General features: G+C 71.8%; 18 protein-coding genes. 1 reads left to right on the forward strand and 17 read right to left on the reverse strand.

Annotated elements, in window-relative coordinates:
* Positions 1-46 precede the first annotated feature (46 nt).
* Positions 47-1,642, reverse strand: coding sequence for a murein biosynthesis integral membrane protein MurJ (gene murJ, locus VMR86_14180; protein HTO08194.1), 1,596 nt, complete (start codon positions 1,640-1,642; stop codon positions 47-49).
* Here murJ and rpsT point away from each other — a divergent pair.
* Entirely contained in the window at positions 1,629-1,982 is a 354-nt protein-coding gene (gene rpsT, locus VMR86_14185; GenBank protein ID HTO08195.1) for a 30S ribosomal protein S20, read from the forward strand. The two genes, murJ and rpsT, sit on opposite strands and share 14 nt — an antisense overlap.
* 123 nt (positions 1,983-2,105) lie before the next feature.
* On the opposite strand, the gene holA is transcribed toward rpsT, so the two are convergent.
* The 16 genes from holA to VMR86_14265 all read right to left on the reverse strand — a co-directional run.
* Positions 2,106-3,056 (reverse strand): DNA polymerase III subunit delta, encoded by a 951-nt coding sequence (gene holA / locus VMR86_14190; protein ID HTO08196.1) that lies wholly within the window; start codon positions 3,054-3,056, stop codon positions 2,106-2,108.
* A 13-nt stretch (positions 3,057-3,069) separates the two neighbouring features.
* Positions 3,070-3,591, reverse strand: a complete 522-nt coding sequence (gene lptE / locus VMR86_14195) for an LPS assembly lipoprotein LptE (GenBank protein HTO08197.1) — start codon at positions 3,589-3,591, stop codon at positions 3,070-3,072.
* Between the two features lie 253 nt (positions 3,592-3,844).
* Positions 3,845-4,855, reverse strand: a complete 1,011-nt coding sequence (locus VMR86_14200) for a zinc-ribbon domain-containing protein (protein ID HTO08198.1) — start codon at positions 4,853-4,855, stop codon at positions 3,845-3,847.
* Between the two features lie 116 nt (positions 4,856-4,971).
* Positions 4,972-6,216, reverse strand: coding sequence for a DUF4388 domain-containing protein (locus tag VMR86_14205; GenBank protein ID HTO08199.1), 1,245 nt, complete (start codon positions 6,214-6,216; stop codon positions 4,972-4,974).
* 80 nt (positions 6,217-6,296) lie between these two features.
* Positions 6,297-6,884, reverse strand: coding sequence for a M17 family peptidase N-terminal domain-containing protein (locus tag VMR86_14210; protein ID HTO08200.1), 588 nt, complete (start codon positions 6,882-6,884; stop codon positions 6,297-6,299).
* Positions 6,881-7,330 (reverse strand): transcription antitermination factor NusB, encoded by a 450-nt coding sequence (gene nusB / locus VMR86_14215; protein ID HTO08201.1) that lies wholly within the window; start codon positions 7,328-7,330, stop codon positions 6,881-6,883. The genes VMR86_14210 and nusB overlap by 4 nt, the downstream gene beginning before the upstream one ends.
* A 3-nt stretch (positions 7,331-7,333) precedes the next feature.
* On the reverse strand, positions 7,334-7,807 hold the full coding sequence (gene ribH / locus VMR86_14220) for a 6,7-dimethyl-8-ribityllumazine synthase (protein ID HTO08202.1): 474 nt from the start codon (positions 7,805-7,807) through the stop codon (positions 7,334-7,336).
* Positions 7,808-7,810: 3 nt separating this feature from the next.
* On the reverse strand, positions 7,811-8,911 hold the full coding sequence (gene ribD / locus VMR86_14225) for a bifunctional diaminohydroxyphosphoribosylaminopyrimidine deaminase/5-amino-6-(5-phosphoribosylamino)uracil reductase RibD (GenBank protein HTO08203.1): 1,101 nt from the start codon (positions 8,909-8,911) through the stop codon (positions 7,811-7,813).
* Positions 8,904-9,365, reverse strand: coding sequence for a transcriptional regulator NrdR (nrdR, locus tag VMR86_14230; protein ID HTO08204.1), 462 nt, complete (start codon positions 9,363-9,365; stop codon positions 8,904-8,906). Before nrdR ends, ribD begins: the two co-directional genes overlap by 8 nt.
* A 13-nt stretch (positions 9,366-9,378) precedes the next feature.
* Entirely contained in the window at positions 9,379-10,623 is a 1,245-nt protein-coding gene (gene glyA, locus VMR86_14235; protein ID HTO08205.1) for a serine hydroxymethyltransferase, read from the reverse strand.
* Positions 10,624-10,642: 19 nt separating this feature from the next.
* A complete protein-coding gene (gene fabF, locus VMR86_14240) occupies positions 10,643-11,893 on the reverse strand; it encodes a beta-ketoacyl-ACP synthase II (GenBank protein HTO08206.1) in 1,251 nt (416 codons plus the stop codon).
* Between the two features lie 28 nt (positions 11,894-11,921).
* Entirely contained in the window at positions 11,922-12,167 is a 246-nt protein-coding gene (gene acpP, locus VMR86_14245) for an acyl carrier protein (protein ID HTO08207.1), read from the reverse strand.
* Positions 12,167-12,913, reverse strand: coding sequence for a 3-oxoacyl-[acyl-carrier-protein] reductase (gene fabG, locus VMR86_14250; GenBank protein ID HTO08208.1), 747 nt, complete (start codon positions 12,911-12,913; stop codon positions 12,167-12,169). The genes acpP and fabG overlap by 1 nt, the downstream gene beginning before the upstream one ends.
* Complete coding sequence (gene fabD / locus VMR86_14255) at positions 12,910-13,845, reverse strand: ACP S-malonyltransferase (protein HTO08209.1); 936 nt, start codon at positions 13,843-13,845, stop codon at positions 12,910-12,912. Before fabD ends, fabG begins: the two co-directional genes overlap by 4 nt.
* Positions 13,846-13,874: 29 nt before the next feature.
* Positions 13,875-14,066, reverse strand: a complete 192-nt coding sequence (rpmF, locus tag VMR86_14260) for a 50S ribosomal protein L32 (GenBank protein ID HTO08210.1) — start codon at positions 14,064-14,066, stop codon at positions 13,875-13,877.
* A 13-nt stretch (positions 14,067-14,079) separates the two neighbouring features.
* On the reverse strand, positions 14,080-14,333 hold a 254-nt coding region (locus VMR86_14265; protein HTO08211.1), incomplete at its 5' end, for a DUF177 domain-containing protein.

The raw sequence follows: 14,333 nt of genomic DNA on the forward strand, positions 1-14,333 counted from the left end.
CCTTCCAGGAACTAGACCGAGTCAGTGCCTTGATTCGGCTCGCGGACTAGGCCGCTGAAGGTCGCAGGCGCAGCGCGCGGCGCAGCACGCCGCGCACGAGCGCGAACTCCGGCGCGCCGAACAGCCAGAGACCCGCCAGATAGACGAGCCCGCCAGCGCTGATCAGGAGCGTCAGGCGGATCGCGGCGGCCACCGAGGCCCGCGCGGGCGCGAGCGCCCCGCCGGCCCAGAGCACGAGCGACATGAGCGCCGTGGCCGCCACCAGCCGCAGATAGCCGGCCCAGTCACTCGCGTGCACGTGCGCGCCGTAGCGCAGGCGCGAGACCGCGATCACGTAGCCGGCATTGGCCGCGGCCGCGGCCGAGGTCGCGAACGCCACGCCCAGCCAGCCCAGGTCGACGATCACGCAGCGGTGCTGCGCGGCCACCGCCCACTCGGGCAGCACGCCCGCGGGCAGCGGACCCACGCAGGTGAGCGCCGCGATCACGTTCACCAAAAGACTCACGACCGCCGCCTGCGCGCCGGTGCGCGTGTCGTGGTGGGCGATGCACAAGTTCACCCAGATGCGCGCCAGGCCGATCGGCACCAGCCCGAGGCCGTAGTAGAGCAGCGAGAGACCGCAGCCCCGCACCGCCTCGGGGCCGAACGTGCTCGGGTTCCAGCCGAACAGCACCGACACGATCGGGTCGCGCAGCACGACCAGGCCCGCGGTGCACGGCAGAGTGAGTGCCAGCACCAGGCCGATGGTCTGCGCGAACGAGCGCTCCAGGCCCGTGCGGTCCTGACTCGCGACCTGGCGCGCGAACAGCGGCAGGCTCGACGTGGCGATGCCGAACACGAACACGCCCAGCGGCAGCTCGAGCAGGCGCGTCGCGTAGTACATGTACGAGACCGGGCCATCGCCGAAGAAGCTGGCGATCGCGCGGGTGGTGATCGTGTTGAGCTGGTAGGCCGACGCCCCGACGATCGACGGCAGCAGCATGATCAAGAGCTGGCGGATCGCGGGGTCGTTCGGCGCCCACAGGATGCGCGGCGCGAAGCCGCGCTCGCGCAACGGCCCGAGCTGTGCCAGCACCTGCAGCACTCCGGCCGCCACCACGCCCCAGGCCAGAGCCGTGATCGGCGGATCGAACCACCACACGCCCGCGAACACCGCGACGATCTGACACAGGTTCAGGAACACCGGCGCGATCGCCGGGCGGAAGAAGTGACCCATCACGTTGAGCGCGCCCATCGCCACCGCGACCAGCGTGAGACTCACGATATACGGGAAGCACAGCCGGAGCAGGTCGCCGGTGAGTGCGCGCTTCACCGGGTCGGCCGCGTAGCCCGGTGCGAAGGTCACCACCAAAGGATCCGCCGCCCACATGCCCACCAGGCAGATCGCGAGCCCGGCCAGCAGCGCCAGCGTCCAGGTAGCGTGGAAGACCCGGCGCGCCTCGTCGTCGGAGCGCTGCAGCGCGCGGCTGAAGATCGGCACGAAGGCGAGCGTGAGCGAGCCCTCGCCCACCAGCCGCCGGAACAGATTGGGGATGGTGAACGCCACGAAGAACGCGTCGCTCGCCGCGACCGGGAACGCGTACGCGATCAGGCTGTCGCGCACGAGTCCGAGCACGCGGCTGGCCATCGTGGCGGCGGCCACGACGCCCGCCGAGCGGGAAACCCGCGCCACGGCGTCCGTTGACACCGTGGTCGCCTCGGGGTACTTACCGGCTCCCTCGGAGGTCTCCATGGCTACCCACCAATCGGCGAAGAAGCGCCACGCTCAATCGCTTCGGCGCCGGGCGCGCAACAACCAGATCCACAAGACCGTGCGCGGCGCGGTCCGGAAGCTGCGCGAGGCCAAAGCCGCGGGATCCAAGGAAGTTCCGAGCCTGCTGCGCGACGCCGAGCGGCTGCTCCGCAAAGCCGCCAGCAAGGGCGTGATCCACAAGCGCACCGTGTCGCGAACGGTCTCGCGCCTGTCAAAGCTCGCCCGGTAGTCGTCTTACTGGCGTTCGTTCGCCTGCGGCTCACTGCGCGCGGCTCGTCATGTGACCGCGTGGGCACCCTACCCACGCTCGGGCCTTGCGGGCCTCGCTCAGGGCGGCCTTCGCTCGGCCTGGTCACGCGCAGACGGCGAGCACCAGGCGTTCGAGGGCCATGCGCGGGCCGATCGGCACGCCGCCCTTGAGCGCGAGGTCCGTGCGCCGCACGGCATCGAGACACGCGCGCAGGCGGCGCAGGTCGAAGCGGCGGGCCTGTTCGACCAGCTTCTCCGCCGCAAACGGGTGAATTCCGAGCTTGCGCTGCACCGCGCTCGCCTCGAGCGGCCGCAGCTCGCGCGCGCGCAAGAGGCGCCGGAAGTGATTCGCGAGCGCGCCCACCAGCATGAGCGGCGGCTGCCCCTGCGCGGACATCTCGCCCACCATGCGCAGCGCGTTCGCGAGCCGGCGCTCTCCGATCGCGTCGCACAGCTCGTAGACCGCGCGCTCGCGCAGCTGGCCCACGAGCTCGCCCACGTCGTCGGGGTCGAGCGTGCCGGCGTCGCCGAGATACAGCGCGAGCTTCTCGATCTCGAGCGCGAGCCGGTCGAGGTCGGGTCCCACCAGGTCGAACAAGGTCGAGGCCACGCCGCTCTCGGCGCGCACACCGCGCTGCTTCATCCGGCCCTCGATCCAGCGCCGCACGTCGGCCGGACGGTTCGGCGGGGCGCACTCGATCACGCGCCCGATCTTCGCCACCCGCTTCACCCACTTCTGGCGCTTGTCGACCGATTCGGCCTCCAGCACGAGGCAGGTGGTCTCGAGCGGCGCCTCGAGATACTCGAGCAGCGCCCCGTCGAGAAACTTCTCCGCGCGCTTCTCGGCCAGGCCGCGCACCAGCACCAGCCGGCGCTGCGCCATGACCGGCAGCGTGCGCGCCGCTGCGATGATCGCGAGCGGATCCAGCCCGGACAGCGACAGGTCGAAGCGGTCCTCGTTGAACTCGCGCAGCGCGCCAGCCAACACGGTTTCGCGCAGCTCGGCGAGCGCCGCATCGCGCAGCGTCGCTTCCGGCCCTTCGACCAGGACCACGGACGCGACAGATTCAGAACTTCTGGAAGAGCTCATCGTGGACCCGCTCGGCAATCTCGGACGAGATCCGGCGCAGCGCCTGCTCCTTGTTGCTCACGTATACCTGCGGATCGGCGCTCGACAGGAACACTTCGCGCATGTGGAGGTCGTTGTGCTGCCAGACGAGCTCGCCGTTGCTGACCCGGTGCACACTGACGTTGAACGCGACGTCGATGCCCTCTTCGAGGGCGAGCGCACCCGACGAATACGAACTCGAGTGCACCGTAGCGCTGAGCAGGGTGCCGCGCAGCACGAGGTCCGCCGCCCCCTGCCCTTCGAGCTGCGGCTTCAGCAAGCCGCGCCGCGCGAACTCCTCGTTCATCGCCTCGCCCACGAGCTGCTCCAAGCCAGGCTCGCGCGTGTCGTTCTCGAACGACTTGAGCTCGATCGACTGGGCGCCGGGTCCGAACGGATTGCGGCCGTTCAGCGCCTGATAGCCGCACCCCGACAGAGCGAGAACCACAGCGAGCCACAGGCCCGCGCGCCACCGACTCATCGCTGGCGATATTAGCCCTCAATTGGGGACCGGCCGAGCGAAGGCCGCCCTGAGCGAGGCCCGCAAGCGCCGTAGGCGCGCGCAGTGAGCCGCAGGCGAACGAAGCCAATCAGGCCGAGCGAAGGCCGCCCTGAGCGAGGCCCGCAAGCGCCGAGCGTGGGTAGGGTGCCCATGCGATCACAGGTCGAGCCCCACCGCGGGACATCGGCCCGCGGTCCGATGTCGGCAGTGAGCCGCAGGCGAACGAAGCCAATCAGGCCCGCAGAGGGGCCGCGCGGCGCTCGAGCTCTTCGACCAGGAAGTCGCGTTCGGCGCGCACGGCCGGGGCGACGCGCGAGTTGAAGTGCTGGCGGGCTTCGGCGAGCTCGCCTGCGAGCTCCTTCGACGCGGTGCCGCGCGCGGCGGCCGCGGCGAACTTCTCCTGGTTGTAGAGGATCACGTCGGAGACGGCGATGCGCGCCAGGCGTTCGGCCGCCGCGATCGCCGGGTCACTCGAGGGTGGCGGCGGAGCGGCGGGTGCCGGCTTGGCCGCCGGGGCAGGCGCGGGCTTGGGCGGGGCCACGGGGCTCGGCTTCGCGACGGGGGCAGCGGGCTTGGCGACCGGCGCGGGCGGAGTCACTGCCTGGGTCGGCTTCGCGCCCACGCCGATCCGCTCCAGGATCTCGGCCAGGCCCGCGGGGTAGTCACCGGCCTCGAGCATCTCCTCGGCGTCGTAGCCCGGGGTGCCCGTCTGGTCGGTCGAGCCCGCCACGCGGATCAGCTTCACGGCGGCCAGGTCGCTGGCGCGCTGCGCGATCTCGGCGATGCGCGAGCCGGGCAGCGAGGGCAGGCCCTCGCCCAGCACCGCAAGCGCCGGCGGCTGGCGGAACAGGTGCACGAGCGCCTCGGCGCCGTCGTCGACCACGTCGCTCTCGATGCGCCACGCGGCGAACAGCTCGACCACGGCCTTGGCCGCGTCGGAGTCGCGCTCCGCGATCAGTGCGCGCGCGAGCGGCGGCAGCGGCTTGGGCTTGGGCGGCGCAGGCGGCGGCGCGGCGGGCGCCGGCGGAGTCACTTTCGCTGCCGGCACAGTTGCGGGCTTCGCGGGAGCGGCGGCCACCGGCGACGGCTTCGCCTCGGGCGGCGTGGGCGGCGAGCCCTCGGGCGGCGCCTGCACGCGGAAGATGGTCTGGCACTGACTGCAGCGGATGCGGGCCCCCTGCGGACCGATCTTCTCCCGGGCGAGCCGGTAGCGGGTCTGACACTGGGGGCAGGAGGCGATCACGAGCGACTCCTCGAGTCCGGAAGCGTGGGCAGGCCCGCGCCGTCCACTTGTCGCGTGACTGATGTGTGCACGCCGGAGGCAGCCGCACGCAGTATCGGCCGTGACTTGGCCACGCTTTATGCGCCCGAGGCGAGCGCGTTCGTCAACGCGCGCAGGAAGTGCTCGAGGTCGCCGGGCTTGGGCCGCGGCTCGGGCCGGTGCAAGACCGCGAGGCCCGGTGCCGCGACTTTCTCGCCCAGCTTGGCCAGCACCACGAGGCGCATGCGGGGCGCGATCGCCAGCATGCGGCCCGCGAAGCGGCGCCAGCCCAGGCCCTGGCGCGCGTCGATCGGGTCCTCGACCGCCGAGCCCAGCACCACGGCCGGGATCTCGCCGCGCACCACGTACTGTTTGAAGCGCGCCAGCGCGTCGGCCGGGCTCTGGAAGATGTGCACGCGGATCGGCTGGCTGGCGAGCCCGGACTTCAGCTTCTCGAGCAGCGGCAGGTCGGCATCGATGCAGATCAGCGAGGTCGGGAGCTTGGCCGTGCCCGGAACGCGCACCTCGGTGGTGACCGGCTCGTCGCTGTCGGCGAGCGGCGTGCCCGACACCACGGTCGCGTCGGGATCGCGCAGCGCGGGCCGCGCGCTGGCCGGAGTGACTCCCAGGCGCATGCGCACCGGCGTGTCGTCGTCTTCGCGCGGCGGCACCAGCGGCGCGGCCTCGAGGTCGGGGGCCGGCTCCTGTTCGGGCGGCGGCTCGATCTCGGGCACGCTCGGGGCGGGCGCAGCCTCGACCTCCTCCTCCTCGACTTCTTCCGCGCTGGCTGCGATCGGCTCGGGCTCGGCCTCGGTGACCTCGATCTCCTCTGGCTCCGGCTCCGGCTCCGGCTCGGTGACTGCCGGCTCGGCCTTCGCGGGCGGCTCCTCGCCCTCGAACACCACGTCGACGTTCTGTGCGGCGCTCTCGTCTTCGAGGCGCGCGCCCTCGAGCGCGAGAAACTCGGGAGACAGGGGGCTCGGCAGCAGGATGCCCTGCGGCCCGCGCCACTGCAGCGCCGGGTCGTCGAGCGGCTCGAAGGTGAAATCGCCCTCGGCCCAGTCGAAGATCGCGAGGATCGCCTGCACCGCCGCGTCCCACAGCATGGCGGCGGCGACGTCGGAGTCACCGCCCTCGTCGAGGCCCGCCTTGCGCAGGATCTCGTCGCGGTTCAAGTCGCCGCTCTCGAGCGCCACGCGCACGATGCCGCCGTCGCGCAGCCCGAGCCACGCCACTCCGCCCTGCTCGGAACAGATCTCGAGCGCTCCGGTCTTTCGCGACAGCGCGACGACCTGCAAGAGCTCGGGCAAGCTCAAGTCGGACAGATTTCCGGCGAGACTCATCCGGACAAAGAATCGGATTTTGCCGCTGGAAGACTGAGCATGGGTAGGGTGCCCATGCGACCCTGGGGCTTCGGGAGGGTCTAGGACGGCGCGCGGAGCTCGTCGCCGTCGATGTCGACCCAGCTCACGTGCAGTGACACGCCCCAGCTGTGCGCGCCTGGGACGACTTCGCTCAGTGCGGACAGGAGCGCGCGTTCCTTGCGCGCGCCGTCGGGCAGGATCACGTGCAGGCCCTGCTCGCTCTGGTTCTCGGCGAGCCCGTGCACGAGACCGCGCAGGAGACTCACGGCGTCGTCGTTGAAGTCGATCGCGCCCGGGCACGCCAGGAGCGCCGCGGGGCTGTGCATCATGAGCAGCTTGCCGGCCGCGGAGCGCATGGCGCGCAGGATCGGCCGCGAGCCGCCGCGCGCGGGAGCTGCGCCCACACCCACCAGCAGGAGCCGGCTGGGAGACAGCGGCCGCGCGCCGGGCAGCAGCGCCGCCTCGCCCAGCTGACCCGAGACGTAGCCGGTGCGGAGCTGCTCCGAGATCAGCCCGCACAGCCGCCAATCGACCAGGCCCGCGTCGCCGCGCAGCGGCCGCTCGTCTTCGGGGACGGGCACGAGAATGGTGTCTGCCGGGGCCTCGGTCACCGAGCCGGGAAAGAGCGACAGCTCCAGCCGACTCACGCGGCGCCCCCGCGCGGGCCGCGCGCCTGGCGCGCCACCACGTCGAGCACGCCGTTCACGAAGGCGGGCGACTTCTCGCTGGCGAAGCGGCGCGCGACCTCGACGGCCTCGTCGATCACCACCTCGGCGGGCGTCTCCGGCTCGAACAGGAGCTCGAAGCCGGCGATGCGCAGCACGTTGCGCTCCACGGCCGCGAGCCGCTCGATCTTCCAGTGCTCGCTGGCGGCGGCGATCGCGAGGTCGATGTCTTTCAGGTGGTGCACCACGCCCAGACACAGCTCGAGCGCCCGCTCGCGCGCGCGCTTGGGCAGGTCGAACTCCTCACACACGGAGTCGAAGGAGTCGCGCACGACGTGCGAGTCGAGCTGGCCGCTCGCCAGGTCGGCGGCGAACAGCACCTGCAGCGCCGCTTCGCGGGCCATGCGCCGGGGGCCGTGCGTGCCCATGGCTCAGCCCTCCTCCAGGCGCTGGGCGAGGCGGATCATCTCGGTCACGACCTCGGCCGCTTCGGCGCCCTTGTTCGAGCCGGGCTCTTCGGGCTTGGCCGCGCGCTCGAGCGCCTGCTCGACGGTGTCGGTCGTGAGCACGCAGAAAGCGATCGGGAGGTTCTCGGCCAGGGCCACCCGGCCGACCCCGTCGGTGACTCCCTGGCACACGTACTCGAAGTGCGCGGTGTCTCCGCGGATCACCGTGCCGATCGCCACCAGCCCGTCGTAGCGGCCGGTGCGCGCGGCGCGCTGTGCCGCCAGCGGGATCTCGAACGAGCCCGGCACCCACAGCACGTCGAGTGACTCGCAGCCCAGCTCCACGAGCTGCGCCGCGCAGCCCTCGAGCAGGCGCGAGGTGATCAGGTGGTTGAAGCGCGAGACCACCGCCGCGATGCGCAGGCCGCGCGCGTCGAGTCGGGTTTCGATGGTTCGCATGGGTCAGAGCTCCGCGATGGCGTGCAGGTCCGGTCCGAGACGATGCCACGAGATACGGCTCGGGCGAAGGGCCTTCGCCAGCCGCTTCACCTGGAGCGCGCCCAGCACCGGACGACCTTCCACCCCAATGATTACGGGCGCGACGAAGAAATGCATGCGGTCGACCAGGCGCGCGCGCAACAAGGCGGCAGCGAGCTGGCCCCCGCCCTCGACCAGCAAGTCGTTCACGCCCAGCCGCCCCAGCGCGCGCCAGGCGGCGCGCAGGTCGAGGTGGCCGCCGCGGGCCGGCACCGGGACGAGGCGCACACCGGCGCGCTCGAGGCGCGCGCGACGGCGCGGGGCCGGACGGGGCCCGCAGAGCGAGATCGAGGCGCCCATCGGGTTCGGGGCGAACAGCCGGGCGGTGGCTGGAACCACCAGGCCGGTGTCCACCGCGATGCGCACGGGCCGGTGCACGATCCGGCTCCCGCGCCGTGCGGTGAGCTCGGGATCGTCGGCGAGCGCCGTGGCCGAGCCCACCGCGATCGCGTCCACCTGCGCGCGCAGCGCGTGCACCGCGGCGCGCGCGGCCGGGCCGGTGATCCAGCGCGAGTCACCGCTCTCGGTGGCGATCCGGCCGTCCAGGCTCGCCGCGAGCTTCAAGGTGGTGAAGGGCCGGCCCCGGGTGACTCGTGACGCGAAGCCTTCGTGGAGCTCGGCGCAGGCCGCGCGCTCGACCCCCAGCGCGACTTCGATGCCCGCGGCGCGCAGCCGGCGCAAGCTGCGGCCCGACGTGCGCGGATCGGGGTCGACGATGCCCACCACGACCCGTTTGAGACGCGCGGCGATCAGCGCGTCGACGCACGGCGGCGTGCGGCCGGTGTGCGCGCAGGGCTCGAGCGTGACGTAGAGCGTCGCGCCTCTGGCGGCGGCGCCGGCGCGCGCGAGCGCGCGGGTCTCGGCGTGCGGCGCGCCGCCGTCGGCGGTGCGCGCGCGCGCCAACACGCGCCCGCCCTTCACCAAGAGCGCCCCGACGCACGGGTTGGGCGCGGTGCGGCCGCGGCCGCGGCGGGCGAGTTCGATCGCGGCGCGCATGAACGCGCCGTCGCGCTCCGCGTCACTCACCTTTCTTGGGTGCCAGCTCGTCGATGGCGTCGCGGAAGTCTTCGATCGTGCCGAAGCCGAGATACACCGACATGAAGCGCAGCCAGGCCACCGGGTCGAGCGCGCGCAGCTCCGCCTGCACCTCGTCGCCGATGCGGGTGCTCGCGATCTCGCGCTCGCCGCTGTCGAGAATCACGCGCTCGATGCGCACCACCGCCTGCTCGATCGCGTCGACCGACACCGGCCGCTTCTGACACGCCTTCTGGATGCCGGTGATGATCTTCAGCCGGTCGAACAGCTCGCGCCGTCCGTCGCGCTTGACGACCATCGGGAACAGGTCCTCGATCCGCTCGTAAGTCGTGAAGCGCCGCCCGCACTCGGAGCACTCGCGGCGGCGGCGTTTCACGGCCGCGTCGCGCTGATTCCGCGCGTCGATCACCTTGGTGTCGGGGTGATCGCAGAAGGGGCAGCGCATCGCGGTCGCTCGCTCAGACCGGTGGCGTGTACGGCAGCGGGAAGCTCTTGGAGAGCTCGGCCACCTCGCTGCGGATCTTCGCGATGCGCGCCGCGTCGTCGGGCCGGTCCAGCACGTCCGCCATCCAGGCGCCGATGCGCTTCATCTCGGGCTCGCGCATGCCGCGCGTGGTGAGCGCGGGCGTGCCCACGCGCAGGCCGCTGGTGAGCCAGGGCGAGCGCTTCTCGCCGGGCACCGTGCTCTTCGAGGTCGTGATGCCGGCCCGGTCGAGCGTGTCCTGGGCCTTCTTGCCCGAGATCCCGCCTGCGCCGAAGTCGATCACGAACAGGTGGTTGTCGGTGCCGCCCGAGACCAGGCGGAAGCCGCGCGCGGCGACTGACTCGGCGAGCGCGCGCGAGTTGCGCACGATCTGGGCCGCGTAGTCCTTGAACTCCGGCCGCGCGGCCTCGAGCAGCGCGACCGCCTTGCCGGCGATCACGTGCATGAGCGGGCCGCCCTGAGTCAGCGGGAAGACCGCCTTGTCGATCGCCTCGGCGAAGTTCTGGTTGCACAGGACCATGCCGCCGCGCGGTCCGCGCAGCGTCTTGTGAGTGGTGGTGGCGACGATGCCCGCGTGACCCACGGGCGAGGGGTGCACGCCGGCCGCGACCAGGCCCGCGATGTGCGCGATGTCGGCGAACAGCACGGCGCCGACCTCGCGCGCGATCGCGCCGAAGGCCTCGAAGTCGATCGTGCGCGGGTAGGCGCTGTAGCCGGTCTGGATCATCTTGGGCCGGTGCTGCTTGGCGAGCTGGCGCACCTGGTCGTAGTCGATGCGCTGCTCGGGCCCGGCCACGCCGTAGCGCACGAACTCGAAGAACTTGCCCGAGAAATTCACGGGCGAGCCGTGAGTCAGGTGGCCGCCGTGTGACAGCTCCATGCCCAGGATCTTGTCGCCCGGCTCGAGCGCCGCGAAGTACGCCGCCATGTTCGCGCCCGAGCCGGAGTGCGGCTGCACGTTGGCGTGCTCGGCGCCGAACAGGCGCTTGGCGCGCTCGATGGCCAGCACCTCGGCCTCGTCGACGAACTCACAGCCGCCGTAGTAGCGCTTGCCGGGGTAGCCCTCGGCGTACTTGTTGGTGAGCGCGGTGCCCACGGCCTCGAGCACCGCGGGCGAGGTGAAGTTCTCGCTGGCGATCAGCTCGAGGCTGGTCTGCTGCCGGTCGACCTCGCGCGCGATCGAGGCGGCGATCTCGGGGTCGGCGTGGCGGAGCTTCATCGGCGGGGTCCTCCGGGGCTCAGGTGTCGCGATCGTAGCGCGCGATTGCCAGCGTGCCGTTGGTGCCGCCGAAGCCGAACGAGTTCGAGAGCGCCACGCGCACGGGCACCTCGCGCATGACGTTCGGCACGTAGTCGAGGTCGCACTCGGGGTCGGGGTCGGTGAGGTTGATGGTGGGCGGGAGCTTGCCCTGCTTGACCGCCAGCGCCGTGAAGATTCCCTCGATGCCGCCGGCGCCGCCCAGCGCGTGTCCGGTCATCGACTTGGTCGAAGACACCGCCAGGCGCCGGGCGTGCTCGCCGAACACGCGCTTGATGGCGAGTGTCTCGATCTTGTCGTTGAGCTCGGTGCTGGTGCCGTGCGCGTTGATGTAGCCCACCTCTTCGGGGGCGATGCCCGCGTCGCGCAGCGCGGCGCGCATGGAGAGCTGTGCGCCGATGCCGTCCTCGGGCGGCGCGGTCATGTGGTTGGCGTCGCCCGACATGCCGTAGCCGACCACCTCGGCGTGGATGCGCGCGCCGCGCGCCAGCGCGTGCTCGAGTGACTCCAGGATGACCACGCCCGCGGCCTCCGAGATCACGAAGCCGTCGCGATTGCGGTCGAACGGCCGGCTCGCGCGCTGCGGGTCGTCGTTGCGGGTGGAGAGCGCGCGCATGGCGGCGAAGCCCGCGACGCCCAGCCGGTTGACCGGCGCCTCGACACCGCCCGCGATCATCACGTCGGCGTCGCCCCGTTGCACGATGCGGAACGCGTCGCCGATGGCGTGGGTACCGGTGGTGCAGGCGGTCACCACGCACGAGTTGGGCCCGCGCGCGCCGTAGCGCATGGACACCACGCCCGAGGCCATGTTCGCGATCGCGTAGGGCACGAAGAAGGCCGAGATGCGGCGCGGGCCGCGGTTCGCGAGCGCCTCGCAGTTGTCGTACATGGTCTGCAAGCCCGCGATGCCGGTGCCGATCAGCACGCCCGTGCGCTCGGAGCGCTCGGGCGGCACGACCCACGCGGCGTCGTTCATGGCCTCGACCGCGGCCGCCGTGGCGTACTGCAGGAACTTGTCGTAGCGGCGCGCTTCCTTCTTCTCGATCAGGGTCTCGGGGTCGAAGCCCTTGATCTGCGCGCCGAACTTCACCGGCAGATCGCTGGTGTCGAAGCCCTCGAGCAGCGCGACGCCGGACACGCCCTTGAGCGCCGCGTTCCAGCTCGTCGGCACGTCGTTGCCCAGCGGATTCACCGTGCCCATGCCGGTGATCACGACGCGGTGCAGCTCGATCGTGCGAGAGCGCATGCGCGCCATCGAGTCAGTCGTCCCTTCCCGCCGTGCGCTCTTCCACGTAGTTGATCGCGTCGGCGATGCTCTGCATGCGCTCGGCGTCCTCGTCCGGGATCTCGAGCCCGAACTCCTCTTCGATCGCCATCACCAGCTCGACGATGTCGAGTGAGTCCGCGCCCAGGTCGTCGATGAACGACGCCTCGGGCACGACCTCCTCGGCAGACACACCGAGCTGCTCGACGATGATCTCACGAATCTTGTCCTCGACCGCCATCAGTCCAAGCCCCCGTTCACGTGAATCACTTGACCCGTCACGTAGCTCGCCGCGTCGCTCGCCAGGAAGCGCACCGCGCCGGCCACGTCTTCCCCCGTGCCCAGCCGGCCGAGCGGAATGCGCTCGACCAGCACCGCCTTGGCCTGCTCGGGCAGGTCCTTGGTCATGTCGGTGTCGATGAAGCCCGGCGCGACCGCGTTCACGGTCACGTTGCGGCTGCCGATCTCGCGCGCCAGCGAACGGGTGAGCGCCTCGAGCCCGCCCTTGCTGGCCGCGTAGTTGCTCTGTCCCGGGTTTCCCATTCCGGCCACGACCGACGACAAGTTGATGATCCGGCCGAAGCGCTGTTTCAGCATGGGCTTCGCGACCGCCCGGCACACGCTCCACGCCCCGCGCAGGTTGGTCGCGATCACCGCGTCGAAATCCTCGGGCTTCATGCGCAAGATCAGCTGGTCGCGCGCGATGCCGGCGTTGTTCACGGCCACGTCGATGCGCTTGTGCTCCTGCAGGATGCCGGCGACCAGCGCCTCGACCGCCTCGTGATCGGCCACGTCGCAGCGCACGGCCTTGCCGGACCCGCCGGCCTCGGCGATCGCCTTCTCGGTCTCGCGCGCCGCCTCGGGGTTCGCCACGTAGGTGAACACGACCTGGGCGCCCGCGCGCGCCAGCTCGATCGCGATCGCGCGGCCGATGCCGCGCGAGCCACCGGTCACCAGCGCCACCTTGCCGGCCAGCGAGTCACTCATGCGGTCACCTCCGCGGCGCGCGCCACCGCGCCCTCGAGGTCGGCCAGCTTCTCCACGTTGGCGCGGCCCAGGTTGCGGTCGATCTTCGCCGCCAGGCCGCTCAGCACCTTGCCGGGCCCGACCTCGAGCTCGAGCTGCGCGCCCGCGGCGATCAGCGCCTGCACGCACTCGACCCAGCGCACCGGCGCAGTCACTTGCGCGCGCAGGCGCGCGCGCGCGTCGGCGACCGACGTGTAGGGCTTGGCGTCGACGTTCGAGACCACCGGCGTACGCAGCTCGCGGAAGCCCGCCGCGCCGAGCTCGGGCGTGAGCTTCTCCATCGCGGGCGTCATGAGCTCGCAGTGGAAGGGGGCAGACACCTCGAGCGGCACCACGCGCTTGGCGCCGGCCTTGAGCAGCGCCTCGCCGGCCGCTCGCACGGCCGCGCTGCGCCCCGCGATCACGGTCTGCACGGGTGAGTTGAAGTTCGCCGGCGCCACGACGCCGGGAGTCTCTCGGCAGATGCGCGCCACGGTCTCGGGGTCCGAGCCCAGGATGGCCGCCATCGCGCCCTCGCCCTGCGGCACGGCCTCCTGCATCAGCGCGCCGCGCCGGCGCACGAGCTTCACGGCGTCGGCCAGCGGCAGCCCGCCCGCAGCCACCACCGCCGCGTACTCACCGAGGCTGTGACCCGCGAACAGGAGCGGCGGGTTGGGCAGGCGTGTCTCGACCACGCGCCAGATGGCGATCGAGGCCGCGAGCACCGCCGGCTGAGTCACTTCCGTGCGCGCGAGCTCCGACTCGGGTCCGCGCGCGATCAGGTCGACGAGCCCGCCGCCGAACGCCGCGTCGGCCTCGTCGAGCGCCGCGCGCGCGCCGGGGAAGCGCTCCGCGAAGTCCGTCGCCATACCGACGGCCTGCGAGCCCTGTCCGGGGAAGACGACTGCCAGCATCGCGCCCGCATTCGGTGCGGCCAGCGGCCTTACACCTCCTGCTCCGCCTCGACCTGGAAGATCTGCCGGTCGCGATAGTGACCGCACTCGGCGCAGACCCGATGCGGGCGCTTGATGGCCCCGCACTTCGGGCAAGTCGAGCGGGCGGGCGGAGTCAGCGCGTCGTGCGCGCGCCGCATTCGCGACTGCGACTTGGACATCTTTTTCTTGGGACCAACCATGACGGAATCCTTCTCACTTTCGGCGGCGGGGTCTCTGGCGCGATTCCTCGAGCATCTGTCCCAGCCCTGCGAACGGCCGGCTGGTCTGCTTCGTCTCGCAGGCGCAGGCTTGCTTGCTGCGCACGGCGCCGCACATCGGGCACAGCCCAAGGCACGACTCCGAGCAGAGTGGCTGCATGGGCCACGCGAGCGACAGGATTTCCAGAACGACCGGGCCGAAGTCTAGCTCGTCGCCTGCGTAGCGCCCGAGCTCGAGATCCTCCGGGT

This window comes from Myxococcota bacterium, assembly GCA_035498015.1.
GTDB lineage: Bacteria > Myxococcota_A > UBA9160 > SZUA-336 > SZUA-336 > VGRW01.

Bases quoted from the DNA above. Each gene is read 5' to 3' on its own strand.
- lptE (HTO08197.1), bottom strand. From the start codon at position 3,591: ATGAGTCGGTGGCGCGCGGGCCTGTGGCTCGCTGTGGTTCTCGCTCTG.
- VMR86_14205 (HTO08199.1), bottom strand. From the start codon at position 6,216: ATGAGTCTCGCCGGAAATCTGTCCGACTTGAGCTTGCCCGAGCTCTTG.
- nusB (HTO08201.1), bottom strand. From the start codon at position 7,330: ATGGGCACGCACGGCCCCCGGCGCATGGCCCGCGAAGCGGCGCTGCAG.
- ribH (HTO08202.1), bottom strand. From the start codon at position 7,807: ATGCGAACCATCGAAACCCGACTCGACGCGCGCGGCCTGCGCATCGCG.
- nrdR (HTO08204.1), bottom strand. From the start codon at position 9,365: ATGCGCTGCCCCTTCTGCGATCACCCCGACACCAAGGTGATCGACGCG.
- glyA (HTO08205.1), bottom strand. From the start codon at position 10,623: ATGAAGCTCCGCCACGCCGACCCCGAGATCGCCGCCTCGATCGCGCGC.
- acpP (HTO08207.1), bottom strand. From the start codon at position 12,167: ATGGCGGTCGAGGACAAGATTCGTGAGATCATCGTCGAGCAGCTCGGT.
- fabG (HTO08208.1), bottom strand. From the start codon at position 12,913: ATGAGTGACTCGCTGGCCGGCAAGGTGGCGCTGGTGACCGGTGGCTCG.
- fabD (HTO08209.1), bottom strand. From the start codon at position 13,845: ATGCTGGCAGTCGTCTTCCCCGGACAGGGCTCGCAGGCCGTCGGTATG.
- rpmF (HTO08210.1), bottom strand. From the start codon at position 14,066: ATGGTTGGTCCCAAGAAAAAGATGTCCAAGTCGCAGTCGCGAATGCGG.